This is a genomic window from Actinomadura sp. BRA 177 (assembly GCF_013372625.1).
In the GTDB taxonomy this organism is placed as follows: Bacteria; Actinomycetota; Actinomycetes; order Streptosporangiales; family Streptosporangiaceae; genus Spirillospora.
This window is the reverse complement of the sequence record NZ_JABXFD010000424.1, coordinates 1-16,654: the sequence shown is the minus strand read 5'-3', so window position 1 is coordinate 16,654 and position 16,654 is coordinate 1. Positions and strand designations below refer to the sequence as shown.

Genomic DNA, 16,654 nt, shown 5'->3' with positions numbered 1-16,654 from the left:
GGCCCCCTCACCCCGCACACCGACCAAGGCCCACCGCATGCGTTGACTTGCGGCGTGTTGCCCTTATGCAGGCCGCCGTAAGGGCAACACGCCGCAAGTCAACGAGCCTGGACACGTCCGAACGGGCCTCGTGGCTCATGGGGTTCTCCGAACCTCGGCGATGGTCGCGACCGACGCCAGCAGTTCGACGAGTTCGCTGATGGCGCCGTCGATGCGTTCGCGTTCCATGGTGCTGAGCCGGCTCAGCGGCGTCCACTTCCCGTGCCGGTACTGCGCCCGAAGCATCCGGGCGGTGCGGTCGAGCCAGACGTCGATCTCGGTGAGGTCCATCCGGCCCCTGAGCAGCGGACGCAGCGGGTCGAGGACGGCCCGGGTCCCGTCCAGGTTCGCGGCGGCCGTGGCGAGCATCGTCCCGCTGCCCTGGTCGCCTTTGCCGGTCAGTTCGAACTGGAGCGTGTTCTCCAGGATCTCGTGAGCGCGAAGCCCCAGGTCATTAGGGTCGGTCTGCTGCCGCGGGAAGTCGTCCCGCAAAGCCCGGACGTCGGACGCGAGGCGGTCGGCCGGAGCGCGCAGCGAGGCGGCCGACTCCCCGTGCCACAGGCCGTACTCCACCCGGTGGAATCCGGTGAAATCGGCATCATGCACACCCTTCGGCAGCCCCGCCGGACGGCCGTCGATCTTGTCGGCGAAGTCGCCGAACGTCCCGTAGGCGGCGCCGAGCCGCTCGTAGGCCAGATGCGCGGGCAGCCACGCCGCCCGCGCCACGTCCAGGTCCCCCGACCGGACGGCGTCGCGCAACTCGACCGTGCGCTCCTCCAGCGCGCGGAGCCCCTGCGTGGCATAAGCGCGGTATGCGCGCAACGCCGGATACAGGTCGTCCCGCGTGATGGGCCGCACGCCGCGCGCGCCTTCACCCGGACCGGACACCCGAACCTGCGGTCCGGTGATCAGCGCCGCATCGTCCGGACGGCATGTGACCGTGTACGTCCCCGCCGTGAGGCTGACGTGCAGTGGACGCGTCGTGCCCGGCCCGACGTCCTCCAGCTCCGCGAAGACCGCCCCGCCCGAGACAACGGCCACATCGACCGCCGACGAGTCACCGTTGTGGACGAGCAAAGCTTGCGTCCCGGCACGCGAGTGAGACCACCCCTCCCCGCAGTGCGCCCGCCCGGCCTCGACGGCGTCCGCACCTCCACCACACCCCGCCAGCGCAACAGCCGTACAGCTCAGAGACACGAGAAGACGGGCGGATTTGCCACCCACCATCCCGTTCACAGGCCATGCCGCCTCTCGCCTCTGGAGCCAACGGCACGGTAGACCCTCGCAAGGGCATCGGCCATCAACCGAGGCCGACCGGCGCGCCCCAGCCTCCCGCGACGACCCCAGCCACCTGCTCAACCACGCGCCGACCTCAATGCGTGCGATCGCGTGCGAAGCCAGGTTCGAGCCTGCGAGAACCTGATCGCGCAGCGAGCCGCTAGGCGAGCCGCAGCGATGCTAGCGATCGCCGCGTTTCTCGACGATGGAGGGCCGCCAGGCCCGAAGGAGGAGAGAAACGCAATAAACACAGCCCCCAACTACCCGAAGCGGCCGGTGATGTAGTCCTCGGTGGCCTTCTGCTCCGGGTTGGCGAAGATCTTGCTGGTGTCGTCGATCTCGATGAGCTTGCCCGGCTTGCCCGTGCCGGCGATGTTGAAGAAGGCGGTGCGGTCGCTGACGCGGGCGGCCTGCTGCATGTTGTGGGTGACGATCACGATCGTGTACTGGGTCTTCAGCTTGTCGATCAGGTCCTCGATGGCGAGGGTGGAGATGGGGTCGAGGGCGGAGCACGGCTCGTCCATCAGGAGGACCTGGGGCTGGACGGCGATGGCGCGGGCGATGCAGAGGCGCTGCTGCTGGCCACCGGAGAGGCCGGCGCCGGGCTTGCTCAGGCGGTCCTTGACCTCGTTCCACAGGTTGGCGCCGCGCAGGGACTTCTCGACGATCTCGTCCAGGCGGGACTTGCGGCGGACGCCGTTCAGCTTGAGGCCGGCGGCGACGTTGTCGTAGATCGACATGGTGGGGAACGGGTTGGGGCGCTGGAAGACCATGCCGACGACGCGGCGCACCGCGACGGGGTCGACGGACGAGTCGTACAGGTCCTCGTCGTCCAGCATGACCTTGCCCTCGACGCGGGCGCCCGGAATGACCTCGTGCATCCGGTTCAGCGTGCGCAGGAAGGTGGACTTGCCGCAGCCCGACGGCCCGATGAACGCGGTCACCGAGCGGGGCTCGATCGTCATCGAGATGTCCTCGATGGCGTGGACGCCGCCGTAGTAGGCGTGCAGCCCGGAGACGTCGATCCGCTTGGCCATGGGTTTCCTTTCTAGCGGCTCGTCGGCGCGGTGCGCCGGGCGACGAGGCGGGCGACGAGGTTGAGCAGCATGATGATGCCGATCAGCACGAGCGCGCCGGTCCAGGCGCGGTCGATGGAGTGCTGGCTGGGGTCGGCGGCCTGCTCCCAGATGAAGGTGGGCAGGGCCGCCTGCGGTCCGTTGAACGGGTCGTTGTTGATCGCCTTGGTGAAGAAGATCGTGAGCAGCAGCGGCGCGGTCTCGCCCATGACGCGGGCGACGGCGAGCATCACGCCGGTCACCATCCCGGTCATCGCGGTCGGCAGGACGACGAAGCAGACCGTCCGCCAGCGCGGCACGCCGAGCGCGTAGGACGCCTCGCGCAGGTCGTTCGGGACGAGCTTCAGCATCTCCTCCGCGGAGCGCGTCACGGTCGGGATCATCAGGATCGTCAGCGACAGCGCCCCCGCGAACCCGGAGAAGTTGAACCCGAAGGTGAGCAGCCACAGCGCGAGCACGAACAGGCCCGCGACGATGGACGGGATGCCCGTCATCACGTCCACCGTGAAGCTGATGATCTTGCCGAGCCGCCCGTTGCCGGCGTATTCGACCAGGTAGATCGCGGTGAGGATGGACAGCGGGACGGCGATCGCGGTGGTGATCGCGACCTGCTGCAGGGTGCCGATGATGGCGTGGTAGGCGCCGCCGCCGGGGTCGCTGCCGCTGACCGCGTTCATCGAGAACTGGAAGAACGTGAGGTCGAGCCGCTTGGCGCCGTTGACGGCGACCGTCCACAGCACCGACACGAGCGGGATGAGCGCCAGCGCGAACGCCAGATAGACCAGCCCCTGGACGAGCCGGTCCTTGAGCCTGCGGGCGGGCGACACCGAGCCCAGGGTGCTCACGCGAACTCCTTCCGGCGCGCGACGACCGCGCGGGCGGCCATGTTGACGAGCAGGGTGATCACGAACAGCACGAGCCCGGACGCGATCAGCGCGCCGCGCCCGGTGACGGACGCCTCGGCGAAGCTGTTGGCGATGTTCGCGGCGAACGTGGCGCCGCCGTTCTCCAGGATGTGCCAGTTGATGCCGGGCACGAACGTCAGCACCATCGCGACGGCGATCGTCTCGCCCATCGCGCGGCCGAGGCCGAGCATCGACGCGCCGATCATGCCGGACCGCCCGTACGGCAGCACCGCCATCCGGATCATCTCCCAGCGGGTCGCGCCGATGGCCAGGGCCGCCTCCACGTTGGCGCGCGGGACCTGCAGGAACACCTCCCGGGAGATGGACGAGATGATCGGCAGGATCATGATCGCCAGCACCACCGAGGCGGTGAAGATCGAGTTCTTGCCGGGGCTGTCGCCGCCGAACAGCGGGATCCAGCCGAGCGTCGCGTTGAGGAAGGCGCTGATCCCGTCCATGTGCTGGGACAGGAACGCCAGGCCCCACAGCCCGTACACGATGCTGGGGACGGCGGCGAGCAGGTCGACGACGTAGCCGAGCCCGGACGCCAGCCGCCGCGGCGAGTAGAACGAGATGAACAGCGCGATCCCGATCGCGACCGGGGTGGCGATGAGCATCGCGAGCAGCGACGAGAGCACCGTGCCGAACGCGAGCTGCGCGATGCCGAACTCCGGCGGCGTCGCGTTCGGGTCCCAGGTCTCGCTGGTGAGGAAGTTCGCCTCGTTCTCCTGCAGGGCCGGGACGGCCTTCCACACGAGGAACGCGGCGATCGCGGCGACGATCGCCAGCACGGTGATGCCGGAGCCGCGGGCCGCGCCGGCGAAGATGCGGTCACCGGCGCGTCCGGTGCCCATCGGCGCGGCGGCGCGCCCCCGCGTGGCGGCGTGCGTCCCGACGCCGGTCTCGGTGGTCATGGGGGAACCTCCCTGGCTCGAACCCGCCTCGGCCCCGCCGCCGAGGTCCTCGGCGGCGGGGCTGCGGATGCCGTCGTCGGCGGTCAGGCCAGCGCCTTCACGGACGCCTGCACCTTGGTGAGCACGCTCTCCGGCAGCGGCGCGTATCCGAGGCCGGTCAGGATCTTCTGGCCGTCCGCGCTGGAGGTGTAGGTGAGGAAGGACTTGACGAACGCGGCCTGCTCGGCCGGCAGGCCCTTCTCGCACGCGATCTCGTAGGTGACGAGGACGATCGGGTAGGCGCCCGGCTCCTTCGTCGCGTAGTCGATGTCCAGCGCGACGTCGTTGCCGGTGCCGGTGACCTTCGCCCCCGCGACGGCCTTGGACGCGCTCTCCGGCGACAGCTCGGTGAACTCGCCGGCGCCGTTCTTCACGTGCGCGGTCTGCAGCTTGTTGTTCGTCGCGTACGACATCTCCACGTAGGAGATCGCGCCCTCGGTGCTCTTCACCTGGCTGGTGACGCCGTCGGACTTGGCGGCGCCCTGCCCGGTGGAGTTCGGCCACTTCTTGGCCTTCTCCCACGTCCAGATGTCCGGGACGACGGTGTGCAGGTAGTTCGTGAAGTTGTCGGTGGTGCCGGACTCGTCCGAGCGGTACACCGGCTTGATGTCGGACGCCGGGAGCTTCGCGCCCTCGTTCTCCTTGGCGAGCGCCGGATCGTTCCACTTCGTGATCTTGCCGGAGAAGATCTTGGCGATGCTCTCGGGGGACAGCTTCAGCCCGTCCGCGCCCGGCACGTTGTAGACGACCGCGACGGGGCCGACGACCATCGGCAGGTTGAGCGCGTTGCCACCCTCGCAGCGCTGCTGCGCGGCGGTGGCCTCCTCGGGCTTCAGCGCCGAGTCAGAGCCGGCGAACGAGACCTGCCCGCTGGTGAACGCCTGGATGCCGGCGCCGGACCCGCTCGGGTTGTAGTTCAGGTTGGCGCCCGCGCACTTGCTCGCGTAGAGCTTCGTCCACTCCTCGATCGCGTTCTTCTGCGCGCTCGACCCGGCCGCGTTGACGCTGGCCGTCGCGCAGTCGATGTCGCCGGACGGAGCGCTGCCCGAGCTCACCGTCGGGTTGTTGTCGCTCCCGCAGGCGGACAGTGCCAGCACGCCCGCGACGACCACGCCGCCCAGGGCGGCGAGTCGGGAACCGTTCTTCACCGGAGGGTCTCCTCTTAGTTTCGGGGGCGGGTCCCTCGTCCCAGGCCTCGGCCGGACGTGGGGTTCGCCGTCGAGTGCGACGCTAGGCAGGCGAGGTGACCAGCCGCCCCGCTCCAGGTGAACGGCAGATGAACGGAGACGACCGCGATCACGAAGAATGCCCCGATTTGCCATGGACGCCGGGTGAACAGCGCAGCCCACCCACGCAAAAACCCGGTTGAGACACGCTCAACCGGGTTCGGGGACGGCTCGCGTCAGGCGTACATGACGTCGACGGCGAAGCGAGTGAAACCGAGCGACTCGTACAGGCGGACGGCGGCGGTGTTGGATTCGTCCACGTAGAGCATGATCTGCTCCATGCCGGTGTCGCGTAGGTGGTGCAGGCCCTTCAGCGTGAGGGTGCGCCCCAACCCGAGCCCCTGCGCGTCAGGGGCGACGCCCACGACATAAACCTCGCCGATCTTGCCGGGGTGGACCTTCGTCCAGTGGAAGCCGACGAGCCGCCCATCACGCTCGGCGAGGAAGAAACCGGCCGGATCGAACCAGTCTTCAGCCTCGCGCTCGCGGACGTCGTCCATGGTCCAGGCGCCCTGCTCGGGGTGGTCGGCGAAGGCACGGGCGTTGACGTCCAGCCACGCCTGCTCGTCCCGTCCGGGCTCGAAGGTCCGGAGCGTCACCCCGTCGGCCACGCGCGTCTCCGGCAGCGGGTCGGACGCCGGGCGCCGCATCTGAAAAAGCGCACGAACCCGCGCCATCCCCTCCGACTCCGCCAGCGCGGCGGCCGCCGGAAGATCACCGTGCGCCCACACCCGCACCGGGGCCTCGTCCCGCAGCGCCCGCAGCAGCGCGCGCCCGTGCCCCCGGCGCCGGTGATCCGGATGGACGACCAGCTCCCCCGACGCGGGCTCGTCCTCGGTCGCCGGGTCGAAGTGCGCATAGGCCACAATCGTCCCGCCATCGGAGATCGCCAGGCCGGACCGTCCACCCCGCAACGCCAGCACGGCATGCTCGGACAGCGACCCCACCCCGTCGGCCCGCGCCGCCGCCTCGGCCAGCGCCAGCGCCTCTGCGGCCTCGGCCTCCCCCAGCGTCCCGCGCGCCCGCAGCTCACTCACGTCCGCCACCCTATGCGGCCGGACGAACGCAAAGATCACCTGGGGTTCTGATCGATTTGTCACAAAAACGTCATCGTGTCGCCGGGATCCGTATGCCGGGCGAACCTAGCGTCCACAGAATGACTCGACGACGCACCATCCTGGCCTGCGCCACGGCGGGGCTGACGGTCGTGGGCCTGTCGGCGCAACCCGCCGCCGCGCGCCCCGCACCGACCGCGTCCGTGCGCCTGCTCGCGCTGAACGACTTCCACGGCAACCTGGAACCGCCGACCGGAAGCTCGGGCAGGGCCATCGACGAGAACGGCGACACCGTCCTCGCGGGCGGCGCCGCCTACATCGCGACCCACCTCAAGCAGCTGCGGAACCGCGACACCCTCACCGTCGCGCAGGGCGACCTGATCGGCGCCTCGCCGCTGCTGTCCGCCGCCTACCACGACGAGCCGTCCGTCCAGTTCATGGGCGACATCGGCGTGACGGCGTCGGCGGTCGGCAACCACGAGTTCGACGAGGGCTACCAGGAGCTGCTGCGCATCCAGAACGGCGGCTGCCACCCCGTCGACGGCTGCTCCCCCGAGGGGCGCTGGCGCGGCGCGAAGTTCGACTACCTCGCCGCGAACGTGCTGAAGAAGCGCGGCCACAAGGAACGCCCGATCCTGAAGCCGTGGACGATCCGGCGCATCAACGGCGTCCGCGTCGGGTTCATCGGCGTCGTCACCAAGACCACCCCGAGCATCGTCACCGCCGAAGGCATCAAGGGCCTCAAGTTCGACGACGAGGTGGCCGCCGCGAACCGGGCCGCCCGCGAGCTGAAGCGGCGGCACGTCCGCGCGATGGTGCTGCTCGTCCACGAGGGCGACCAGGTCCAGCCCGGCACCCGCCCCGACCAGTGCGGCATCATCCCGGGCGCCGGCTCCCGCATCGCGCAGGAGGCCGACCCCGAGATCGACATGGTCCTCTCTGGCCACACCCACCAGCAGTACATCTGCTCGGTGAAGGACCCGAAGGGCAACCCGCGCCTCTTCTCGTCAGGCTCCTCGTTCGGCCGCGTGATCACCGAGGTCAACCTCAAGGTGAACCGCCGGACCGGCGACATCATCCGCTCCTCGGTCAAGGCCGACAACCACGTCGTCACCCGCGACGTCCCGCCGGACCCGGCGACGGAGAAGTTCGTCCAAACCTGGAAGGACCGCGTCTCCACCATCGCCGACAAGCCCATCGGCAACATCACCGCCGACCTGACCCGCACGCCGTCCGCCGCCGGCGAGACCGCGCTCGGCGACGTCATCGCGGACGCCCAGCTCGCCGGCACGCAGGACCTCGGCGCGCAGGTCGCGCTGATGAACCCCGGCGGCGTCCGCACCGACCTCACCTACGCGGCCAGCGGCTCCGAGGGCGACGGCGTCGTCACCTACGGCGAGGCGTTCGCCGTCCAGCCGTTCAGCAACGTGATGGGCGTGACGTCCCTGACCGGCGCGCAGCTCGACGCGCTCCTCGAACAGCAGTGGACGTCCGCGGGCGAGAAGATCCTCCAGCCCTCGGCCAACCTGCACTTCACCATCGACCGCTCGAAGCCCGTCGGCGACCGCGTCTCCGCCCTCACGATCGACGGCACCCCGGTCGACCCGTCCACCACCTACAAGGTCGCGGCGAACAACTTCCTCCTCGGCGGCGGCGACGGCTTCACCGTCTTCACCGAGGGCACCGACCAGGTCCTGGGCGCCATAGACCTCGACACCTTCGTCACCTACTTCAACACCCAGGGCACCATCACGCCCCCACCCCTCAACCGCATCTCCGGCCAGTAAGGAACGAGAAACGAGCGTGGCCCGGGCCGGACGCCTAACGGCGCCCAACCCGGGCCACGCGCACAAACACCAACTCGCAGCGGTTCCCCTGGACGTGTCACAAACCGACCCTCTTGGACTGGGGTCTGAGCCGTGGCGCGGACCTGAGCGACGACCACGGGCAGGCACGCGGAGGGCGCTCTAGCGCCCGGAGCGGGCATGCCCGGCGACGCAGGCGACCGCAGCGCCCACACACCGCAACGGGCACAACGACCGCAACAAGGCGTGAGGATCGCCTGCGTCGCTGACGGGGGTTCCAGGGGGTCGCCCCCCTGGGAAACTACGCGCCGAAGAAGTGGACCACGTAGTAGACCACCGCGGCTACTGCGGCGGCGGCGGGCATGGTGAGGACCCAGGCCACCAGGATGTTGCCGGCGACGCCCCAGCGGACGGCGGAGAGGCGTTTGGTGGCGCCCGATCCCATGATCGCCGAGGTGATCGTGTGGGTGGTGGAGATTGGAGCGTGCCAGATGAACGCGGTGGTGTAGAGGACGATGGAGGCCGTCGCTTCGGCGGCGAAGCCCTTGGGCGGGTCGACCTCGATGACCTTGCGGCCGAGGGTGCGCATGATGCGCCAGCCGCCCGCGTACGTCCCGGCGGACAGGGCGCCGGCGCAGACAATCACCACCCACCAGGGCACCGTGCTGCCGTCCGCATGCCCGGTGGTGACGAGCGCGAGGACGATGATGCCCATCGTCTTCTGGGCGTCCTGCAGGCCGTGGCCGAGCGCGAGGGACGCGGCGGACATGGTCTGCGCGATGCGGAACCGGCGGCCGACCCGGGACGGGTTGGCGTGCCGGAAGATCCACAGGATCGCCACCATCACCAGGTAGGCGAGGCAAAAGCCGACGACCGGCGACGCCACCATGGGGATCGCGACCTTGTCGACCACGGTGGCCCAGTTCACCGACGACAGCGACGCCAGCCCGGCGCCGACGACGCCGCCGATGAGGGCGTGCGAGGACGACGAGGGCAGCCCGAAGTACCAGGTGATCAGGTTCCAGGTGATGGCGCCGAGCACGCCGGCGGCGACCACGGTGAGCCCGTGCAGGCCGGACGGCGGGGTGATGACCTCGCTGACGGTCTTGGCGACGCCCACGCCGAGCAGGGCGCCGATCATGTTCATGGCGGCGGCCATGCCGAGCGCGACGCGCGGTGTCAGCGCGCGGGTGGAGACCGCCGTGGCGATCGCGTTGGCGGCATCGTGGAAGCCGTTGGTGTAGTCGAAGATCAGCGCCACGATGACGACCAGGACGAGGACGGCCATCTGCGCGTCGGACCGGAGCCCGAGCGCGCCGCCCAGCATGACCAGCAGGATGCCGGCCAGCAGCAGCAGCCAGGCCCGGCCGGAGACGCGGCGCGTGGCCTGTTCTCCCAGGGAGGCCGGATCGTCCTCCGGGGAGGGGTCCCGGGTGAGGGTCGTCCCGGGATCCTTCGCTGCGCTCATGATTCCTTGACCGCGATGGTCTCGACCGTGTTGGCGACGTGCTCGAAGAAGTCCGCCGCGTCCTCCAGCCGGTCGATGACCTGCTTCAGCTTCAGCACGGTCAGCGTGTCGTACTCGCCGCTGAACAGGTGCGCCAGCAGCTTGCGGTAGATCTGGTCGCCCTGGTTCTCGAGCCGGTTGATCTCGATCCAGTACTCGTTGAGCTCCTTCATCGAGCGCAGCCGCGGCATGGCCTCGGCGGTCAGCTCGGCGGCGCGCTCCAGCACCTCGACCATGGCGACGATGCCCTTGGGGAACTCGTCGATCTTGTAGAGGACGACGAGGTCCGCGGCCTCCTCCATCTCGTCCATGACGTCGTCTATGGTCGACGCCAGCCGGTAGATGTCCTCGCGGTCGAAGGGCGTGATGAACGTTTCGTTCAACCGTCGCATGATCGCGTGGGTGCATTCGTCGCCCGCATGCTCGCAGGCGCGCATCTTCTCCGCGATCGCCGCCCGGTCGGCGCCGTCGCTGATGAGTTCCACGAGCAGCCTGGCGCCGGTGACCAGGTTGTTCGCCGAGTCGGCGAACATGTCGTAGAAGCTGTCCTCACGCGGCGTGAGACGCAAGCGCACGTCGTTCTCCTGATGTGCTGGAACAGTCCGCAGAGGATCGTAGGCGCAACCCGCCGTAAAAAGAACCTTTGCCCCAGCTTCGACTGGTGTCGCCCATCCTCTCACCTACAAGATTGCCCTAGACGACCAGGTACATACCCCTTGCGGGCGGCCCTATCTGGAGGGACGTCCGCCGGATGGGCCCCGCAGGGCGGCCACCTGCGGGTGTGCCCGCGTGCGGACGTGAGATTGCTAACACCACGCGGGGTGAGCACGTGCTGAAATGACGAACCGGGGACGCCCCGAATCGGCGTCCCCGGATCCTGCGAGCCCTGTTGGAACTAGTCCTGCGGCATCAGCTCGCGACGACCGGCTTCGTCGGACCGTACTCCGAGCACCATGTCGATCTCCGCGACGGTCAGCGGCCGCTCCGCCGCCGCCACCGCACTGAGCATCTCGGCATAGAGTTCGATCTCGTCCAGCGCAACACGGTCGTGGACGCGCAGATCGAGATTCTGGCGCACCGCGTCCACCTCCGTTCGTTCCCCCACACCCGTAGTCGAGGCTACGCGTCCGGCCCCGACGGGCGCATGACCCAAGAGGGCCATTCGCGGACCACCTTGCCAACTGGTCTTCCCGGGTGAGGCCCATCTGATGCCCACCGGCCCGTCCGAACCGGGACGCAGGGGTCAACCTCCGGCGCGGAAGTCGCCGAGCAGCTGCTCAAGCGGGGTTTCCGGCAGGTCGCGGGCCGTCAGCCGGGCGACGGTCGCGGCGTTGACGTCGGCGCCCGCCAGCCGGGCCGCCTGCCGCCCCACGGTCTGCTCGAACAGCGCGCGGACGGTCCGGGCGTAGGCGAACCTGGGGTCCTCCCGCATCGACGCCAGCCGGGACAGCAGCTCGACGCGCAGCTCCTCGTCCAGCATGTACAGGTCGCGCTCGGCGTAGCTCTGGAAGAGGTGCACCATGTCGCGGTCGCCCATCCCGGTGAACTCCAGGATCGGGCCGAACTCGGCGCGGAACGCGGGGTTGCCGGCGAGGAAGCCCTCCATCTCCGCCGCCGGGCTGGAGCAGACGACGATGAACCGGCCCCCGCTCATGCGGCGCAGCAGTTCGGCGACCACGGCGGGCGTCCGGTCGAGCCGGTACGCCTCCTGGATGAGCAGCACCCCGCCGAGCGCCTGGTCGACCATGCCGGCGACCCGGTTGCGGGTGTCGAGCTGGTCGCGTCCCGCCAGGTGGACGGGACGGCACGCCACCACGTGCCCGGACCGCAGCAGCCCCAGCGCCGCGTAGATGCCGCCCAGGAGCCCCGCCACGGTCGTCTTGCCGGTGCCGGGCGGCCCGGTGAAGACCAGGTGCCGGACGTCCGCGCCGGACACCCCGTACCGCACCCGGTCGGCGGCGAGCGCCGCCTCGTCGGCCAGTTCCCGGACGGCGGCCTTGACGTCCTCCAGCCCGGTGAGCTGGTCGAGCTGCCGCAGGTAGCCGTCGATGTCGCCGGGCGGGCGCAGCGCCGGCTCGATGCCCTCCGCGACGCCCGCCAGGTCGTCCGGGGTGAGGACGAGCCGGTCGTGGGACGCGCCGGCGCGCTCCATGTTCCGCTGGGCCGCCTGGTCCAGGTACGCCTCGACGAGCCGCGCGTTGACCAGGTCGCCGGGCCCGCGGAGCCGCTCCAGGTCCGCCCGGACGATCTCCAGCGCGGACGCGCCGATCGTGACGCGCCGCTCGTCCGCGAGCAGGTGCAGCAGCGTCATCCGGTTGTCGAGGTCGCTGAAGTCGGGCAGCCGGTGGACGCGGAACGCCTGCACGAGCTTCGGATGCTCCTGCAGGAGGCGCTTGTACGCGCGCGGCTCGCACGTCGCGATCACCGGCGTCGTGTTGACCGGGTCGCGGCGGGCGCGGCGCACCGCGCCGACGACGGCGCCCGGATCGGCCGCGTCGTTGATCGCGACGTCCAGCCGCTCGAACAGGACCACCGGGCCCGGCTGGGCGAGGATCTGCCCGATCCGCTCCGGCGGCGCGTTCCGGACGTCCTCGGCGTCGTGCGCGCGGATCGTCCCGTCGCCGAGGCCCGCGTTGGCCAAGGTCAGCGCGATCATCCGGGACAGCCGGCGCTGCCCCGAGTGCGGGTCGCCGACCAGCAGCACGCCCGGCAGGCCCGACTTGATCGCGCTGGGCGCGCCGTCCACGCGGGTCGCCTCGATCCCGTCGCCGGTCGGCGCGTTCCACGCCTCCGCCTGCGCGCGGACGTCGCCGAGCAGCACGGACGCGTCGTGCTCGCCGTAGAGGAACCCGAACCCGAACCGCTCCAGGACGCGGCGGGTACTGCGGTCGCTGGGCGGCGGGATCTCGTCGACGGGACGTTCCGGGGACGGCGTGTCGTCCAGGAAGTCGAAGTCGCCGACCATCGTCTTGGACATGACCTTCGTCCCCGGCCCGCCTCCCGGAACGGGCGGCGGCGGGGGCCCGGCGGGATCGTCCTCAAGGTCTCCCGGGCCGAGGACGCGCGTGCCGGGCGGGCCGTTCTGCGGCGGAGGCGGGCCGTTCTGCGCCGGAGGCGGGCCGGTCGGCGACGCTTGGCCTCCTTCGACGCGGGTCGCGCCCGAGTCGAACGCGGTCGCCATCGCCTCCCCCGCGACAGGGCGCTGCTGCGGCGGGCTCTGCGCTGCCACGGGCTCCGGCGGCGCGACCGGCTGCGGCGGGACGGCGCCGGCCGGCTGGTAGCCCAGCTGCGTGTAGGGCGGTACGAAATCCTCGTCCCTCTCCTCCTCGGGAGGGGAGAAGCCGCCGAGCTGCGGTTCCGGCGAAGGCGGTGCCGGGCTCTGCATCGCCGCGGGCTGCGCGGGGGCGGGCGCGGGCGCGGCGGCGGGGCGCTGGAAGCCGAGTTCCGTGTACGGCGGCGCGACGCTCGCCTCGTCGTCCTCGCCGGCCGGAGCGCTGATGATCGGGTCCGGCGGGGCGAACGCGGCCTGCTGGCCGGGGCCCGGCATCTGGTTCTGCGCCTGGGGCGCTGGGGGCGCGTTCTCCCGTCCGGGCTGCGCGGGCGGCTGGACGAACGGGCGGTCGGGCTCGGACGGCGTCCCCTGCGCCTGCGGCGGCGTGCCCGGCGCGAGGCCGGGCTGGCTCTGCATGTGGAACGGCGCCGGCTGCGGGGGCGCCGGGTTCGGCAGCGGCGTGGCCGTCGCGGACGCGGCGGTGGCGCGGGCCCGGTTGCGGCCGATGATCCCGGCGATGATCGCGGTCGGGACGGGGAAGCCGCGCGGCCGCGCGGGCATCCCGCCGAGCCGGCACCACGCCAGGTCGACCTCGTACATCGCGGCCAGCAGCGACTCGGCGCCCGGCCCGGACCCTGCCGCCGACCGCAGTGGTTCCGGCAGGCGCATGTCCTCGGGCCACAGGCGACGCAGCGGATGCCCCTTCTGCTCCGCCACCGCCTGCACCGTGTAGCGGATCTCAGGGTCGAGCCAGGGGACGATGGTGCCCACCATGTCCTTGCGGACGACGTTCAGGTCGGCGGCGAGCAGCGCGGCGGCCACCAGGCGAGGCTCCAGATAGGCCGGGTCCGCCGGGTCGCCCGACAACTCCCCTATCAGCTCGCTCAGCGTGTAGAAGGCGTGCCTGAAGTTGTCCCCGGGCGAGCTCTCGTTCCGCAGCGAGGGCACCAGGTTCGGTGGGCACCGCGTAAGCCACTGCTGGACGATCGCCTGGTCCCCGTACGGCAGCGCCCCATAGTCGACGGTCGGGTTGGCGAGCGTCGTGCCGAGGATCGCTAGCAGCGCGTCCGCCCGCACCTGGAATCGGACATCGTCGCGGAGGACGCTGGCGATCGCCCACATCGTCCGCAAAACGACGACCGCCGCGTCCACCCGGCTGGCGCGCAGGCGTTCGGCGTAGAGGGCGACGAGCGATTCGAGGGTGGGCGGGGTGAGCCAGCGCGGGCCGTCCACGTCCGGGAGCGGCTTGGCGCGGTAGGGCTTCCACAGGTCGAGCATCTGCGCGTCCAGCCGCGCGTCGAACGCGGGCGCGGCCGAGCACCACAGCATCACGCCCCATGCGGCGGCGACGGTGGACGGCGCCCCGTTCGTGAAATCCGCCCACGAGTGCGGATAGTCGGGCGCGGGCAGCGCGGCGGCCGATTCAAGGGTCGATCGGACGCGCGACGTCAGGTCCGTAGCGAACCCGTGCCCGACGAACGGCAGCCCCGACGGTGGGTCGTAGCCGAAGTCGGGCCCGGCGGGGACGACGTGCGGCGGCAGGTTCGGTACCTGCCCGGCGCCCTGCTGCGCGGGCCGCGCCGCCATCCGGACGGCGGGCGTGCGGGGCGGCGGGCACAGGTACCACTGGCCGTCGGACGGGTGCAGCCGGTACCAGCGGGCCCACGCGCCGAACAGCCACCACGTCCCGTCCGGCAGCACGAGCATGCGGCCGCCGATGGCGTGGTGGCGCTGCTGCGGAGGCGCGGTCGGCCACCACGCGGCCGCCACCATCGCCCGCGTGTCGCGCTCCGCCTCCGTGAAGGGGTCCGCGAACGGACCCTGCCCCCGCTGCGGGCTGGGCGGCGGAGCACTGCCATAGCCCGGTCCCCACACCACGATGGTCATCGTAGTCAGCAGAAATCGCCCGGGGCGTCCCTGACCGGCGCAGAAGCCGCGTCACCCCAGGTCAGCGGGATCTCAAAGCGGCCTTGACGTCAGTCCCACTCAGCGGCGGCGTGCCGCTTCGCCTTCTCCATGTAGATCGCCGGCGTGTGCTCCAGGACGAGCCGGTCGTTGTCGTTCAGCTCCCGGACGACCTTGCCCGGCGTCCCGGCGACGAGCACCCCGGACGGGATCTGCTTGCCGGGCGGCACCAGCGCGCCGGCCGCGATCAGCGTCCCGGCGCCGATGCGGGCGCCGTTCAGCACGATCGCGCCGATGCCGATGAGCGCGCCGGTCTCGACGTGCGCGCCGTGCACCATCGCCTTGTGGCCGAGGCTGACGCGGTCCTCCAGGATCGCGGGCATCCCCGGGTCGCAGTGCAGGCAGGAGAGGTCCTGGATGTTGCACTCGGCGCCGACGACGATCTCCTCGTCCTCGGCGCGCAGCACCGAGCCGTACCAGACGCTGGACGCGCGGCCCAGCGTGACCCGCCCGGCGACGACCGCGCCGGGCGCGACCCACGCCTCCGGGTCGATCTTCGGCCGGTCCTCGCCCAATGCTCCCAGGTAGCTCATGGCGCCGATGCTAGGACGCGTCCCGGCCCGTCCGGTATGGCGCCCCCTGCCCGGCCGGTCCGGTTCCGGCCCGCGACACGGCCCCGTCCCGGAAGCGGACTTTGCCGGGATTAGATAGTTTGTCGAGCTCATCCAGATGAAGAAACGGCAGCAAGAACCGCATTCCGGTTGCGCGAACGGGTGGACCGGGCGAGAGTCGTCCTGACGTTTCCATGTGGGCCCGCTGCGGCGGGTGAGGCTGTTATCGCAACCGACCCTGACGGGGTGATGACCCCCGCCAACGACCCCCAAGGCACCATGAGCAACGAAGCCGAGATCCTCCCGAACCTCCTCCAAGACGAGTCCTTCGAGATCGTGATGCGCGGCTACAACCGCCGTCAGGTCGACGACTACATCGCCCGCGCCCTGCAGAAGCACCGCGAACTGGAGGCGCGGCTCGCCCGCGCCCAGGACGACGGCGAGCGCCTCCGCCGCGAGATGGCCGAGCTCCGGGAGGCGCGCAAGCCCACCGGCGACGACCTGAGCGACCGGCTCCGGCAGATCATCAACCTGGCCGAGGACGAGGCCCGGGACAAGGTCGCCGAGGCCGAGGCCAAGGGCACCGAGATCCGCGAGGACGCCGAGCAGGAGTCCCAGCGGATCATCGACGACGCCCGCTCGCACGCCGACAAGAACCTCTCCCAGGCGCAGGAGAAGGCCGACCACGTGCTGGCGTCCGCCAAGAAGGAGTCGGACGGCATCCTGTCGTCGGCCAAGCAGGAGGCGGAGCAGACGGTGACGAGCGCGCGGCTGGAGGCCGAGCGCACCCTCACCGCGTCCGAGCGCCGCGCCGGCGTGATCAACGAGGGCGCCACGCAGCGGCTCACCGCGCTCACCAAGAACCACACCCAGGCGCTGCAGCGGCTCACCGAGATCAGCGACACGCTGCACCGGCTGCTCAGCGCCGAGAACGAGGCCGGGCCGCTGGAGAAGATGGTCGAGGACGCCGTCCGGCAGAGCGCCCCGCGCAAGCAGGCCCCGCCCGCGCAGCCCGCGCCCGCC

Annotated in this window: 13 protein-coding genes; 2 read left to right on the top strand and 11 right to left on the bottom strand. The window is 71.0% G+C overall.

Features of this window, described 5'->3' with window-relative positions; genetic code table 11:
• Window positions 1-135 precede the first annotated feature (135 nt).
• From HUX53_RS25585 to mshD, 6 genes are all read right to left on the bottom strand, one after another.
• Window positions 136-1,080: an EfeM/EfeO family lipoprotein gene (locus HUX53_RS25585; RefSeq protein WP_217919884.1), complete on the bottom strand. Its 945-nt coding sequence runs from the start codon at window positions 1,078-1,080 to the stop codon at window positions 136-138.
• Window positions 1,081-1,577: 497 nt separating this feature from the next.
• A complete protein-coding gene (gene pstB / locus HUX53_RS25580) occupies window positions 1,578-2,354 on the bottom strand; it encodes a phosphate ABC transporter ATP-binding protein PstB (RefSeq protein WP_176405769.1) in 777 nt (258 codons plus the stop codon).
• An 11-nt stretch (window positions 2,355-2,365) separates the two neighbouring features.
• On the bottom strand, window positions 2,366-3,238 hold the full coding sequence (gene pstA / locus HUX53_RS25575; protein ID WP_176405768.1) for a phosphate ABC transporter permease PstA: 873 nt from the start codon (window positions 3,236-3,238) through the stop codon (window positions 2,366-2,368).
• Window positions 3,235-4,212, bottom strand: a complete 978-nt coding sequence (gene pstC, locus HUX53_RS25570; protein ID WP_176405767.1) for a phosphate ABC transporter permease subunit PstC — start codon at window positions 4,210-4,212, stop codon at window positions 3,235-3,237. Before pstC ends, pstA begins: the two co-directional genes overlap by 4 nt.
• Window positions 4,213-4,295: 83 nt before the next feature.
• Window positions 4,296-5,399, bottom strand: a complete 1,104-nt coding sequence (gene pstS / locus HUX53_RS25565; protein ID WP_176405766.1) for a phosphate ABC transporter substrate-binding protein PstS — start codon at window positions 5,397-5,399, stop codon at window positions 4,296-4,298.
• A 254-nt stretch (window positions 5,400-5,653) separates the two neighbouring features.
• The gene (mshD, locus tag HUX53_RS25560; RefSeq protein ID WP_176405765.1) at window positions 5,654-6,514 is read right to left on the bottom strand and encodes a mycothiol synthase; all 861 of its coding nucleotides are present in this window, start codon (window positions 6,512-6,514) and stop codon (window positions 5,654-5,656) included.
• A gap of 119 nt (window positions 6,515-6,633) precedes the next feature.
• Between mshD and HUX53_RS25555 the strand changes: the two genes are divergently transcribed.
• Window positions 6,634-8,319 (top strand): bifunctional UDP-sugar hydrolase/5'-nucleotidase, encoded by a 1,686-nt coding sequence (locus HUX53_RS25555; protein ID WP_176405764.1) that lies wholly within the window; start codon window positions 6,634-6,636, stop codon window positions 8,317-8,319.
• A 319-nt stretch (window positions 8,320-8,638) separates the two neighbouring features.
• Here the strand turns inward: HUX53_RS25555 and HUX53_RS25550 are convergent, their stop codons facing one another.
• From HUX53_RS25550 to HUX53_RS25530, 5 genes are all read right to left on the bottom strand, one after another.
• Window positions 8,639-9,625: an inorganic phosphate transporter gene (locus tag HUX53_RS25550; RefSeq protein WP_176405771.1), complete on the bottom strand. Its 987-nt coding sequence runs from the start codon at window positions 9,623-9,625 to the stop codon at window positions 8,639-8,641.
• 176 nt (window positions 9,626-9,801) lie between these two features.
• The gene (locus HUX53_RS25545; RefSeq protein WP_176405763.1) at window positions 9,802-10,419 is read right to left on the bottom strand and encodes a DUF47 family protein; all 618 of its coding nucleotides are present in this window, start codon (window positions 10,417-10,419) and stop codon (window positions 9,802-9,804) included.
• A 320-nt stretch (window positions 10,420-10,739) separates the two neighbouring features.
• Window positions 10,740-10,931 (bottom strand): hypothetical protein, encoded by a 192-nt coding sequence (locus HUX53_RS25540; protein ID WP_217919888.1) that lies wholly within the window; start codon window positions 10,929-10,931, stop codon window positions 10,740-10,742.
• Between the two features lie 156 nt (window positions 10,932-11,087).
• Window positions 11,088-15,002 carry a hypothetical protein gene (locus tag HUX53_RS25535; protein WP_176405762.1) on the bottom strand — a complete coding sequence of 1,305 codons (3,915 nt, stop codon included), beginning with the start codon at window positions 15,000-15,002 and terminating at the stop codon, window positions 11,088-11,090.
• Between the two features lie 89 nt (window positions 15,003-15,091).
• Window positions 15,092-15,613: a gamma carbonic anhydrase family protein gene (locus tag HUX53_RS25530; protein ID WP_176405761.1), complete on the bottom strand. Its 522-nt coding sequence runs from the start codon at window positions 15,611-15,613 to the stop codon at window positions 15,092-15,094.
• A gap of 297 nt (window positions 15,614-15,910) precedes the next feature.
• Between HUX53_RS25530 and HUX53_RS25525 the strand changes: the two genes are divergently transcribed.
• Window positions 15,911-16,654 (top strand): DivIVA domain-containing protein (locus HUX53_RS25525; protein ID WP_176405760.1); only part of this gene is annotated, 744 nt, incomplete at its 3' end.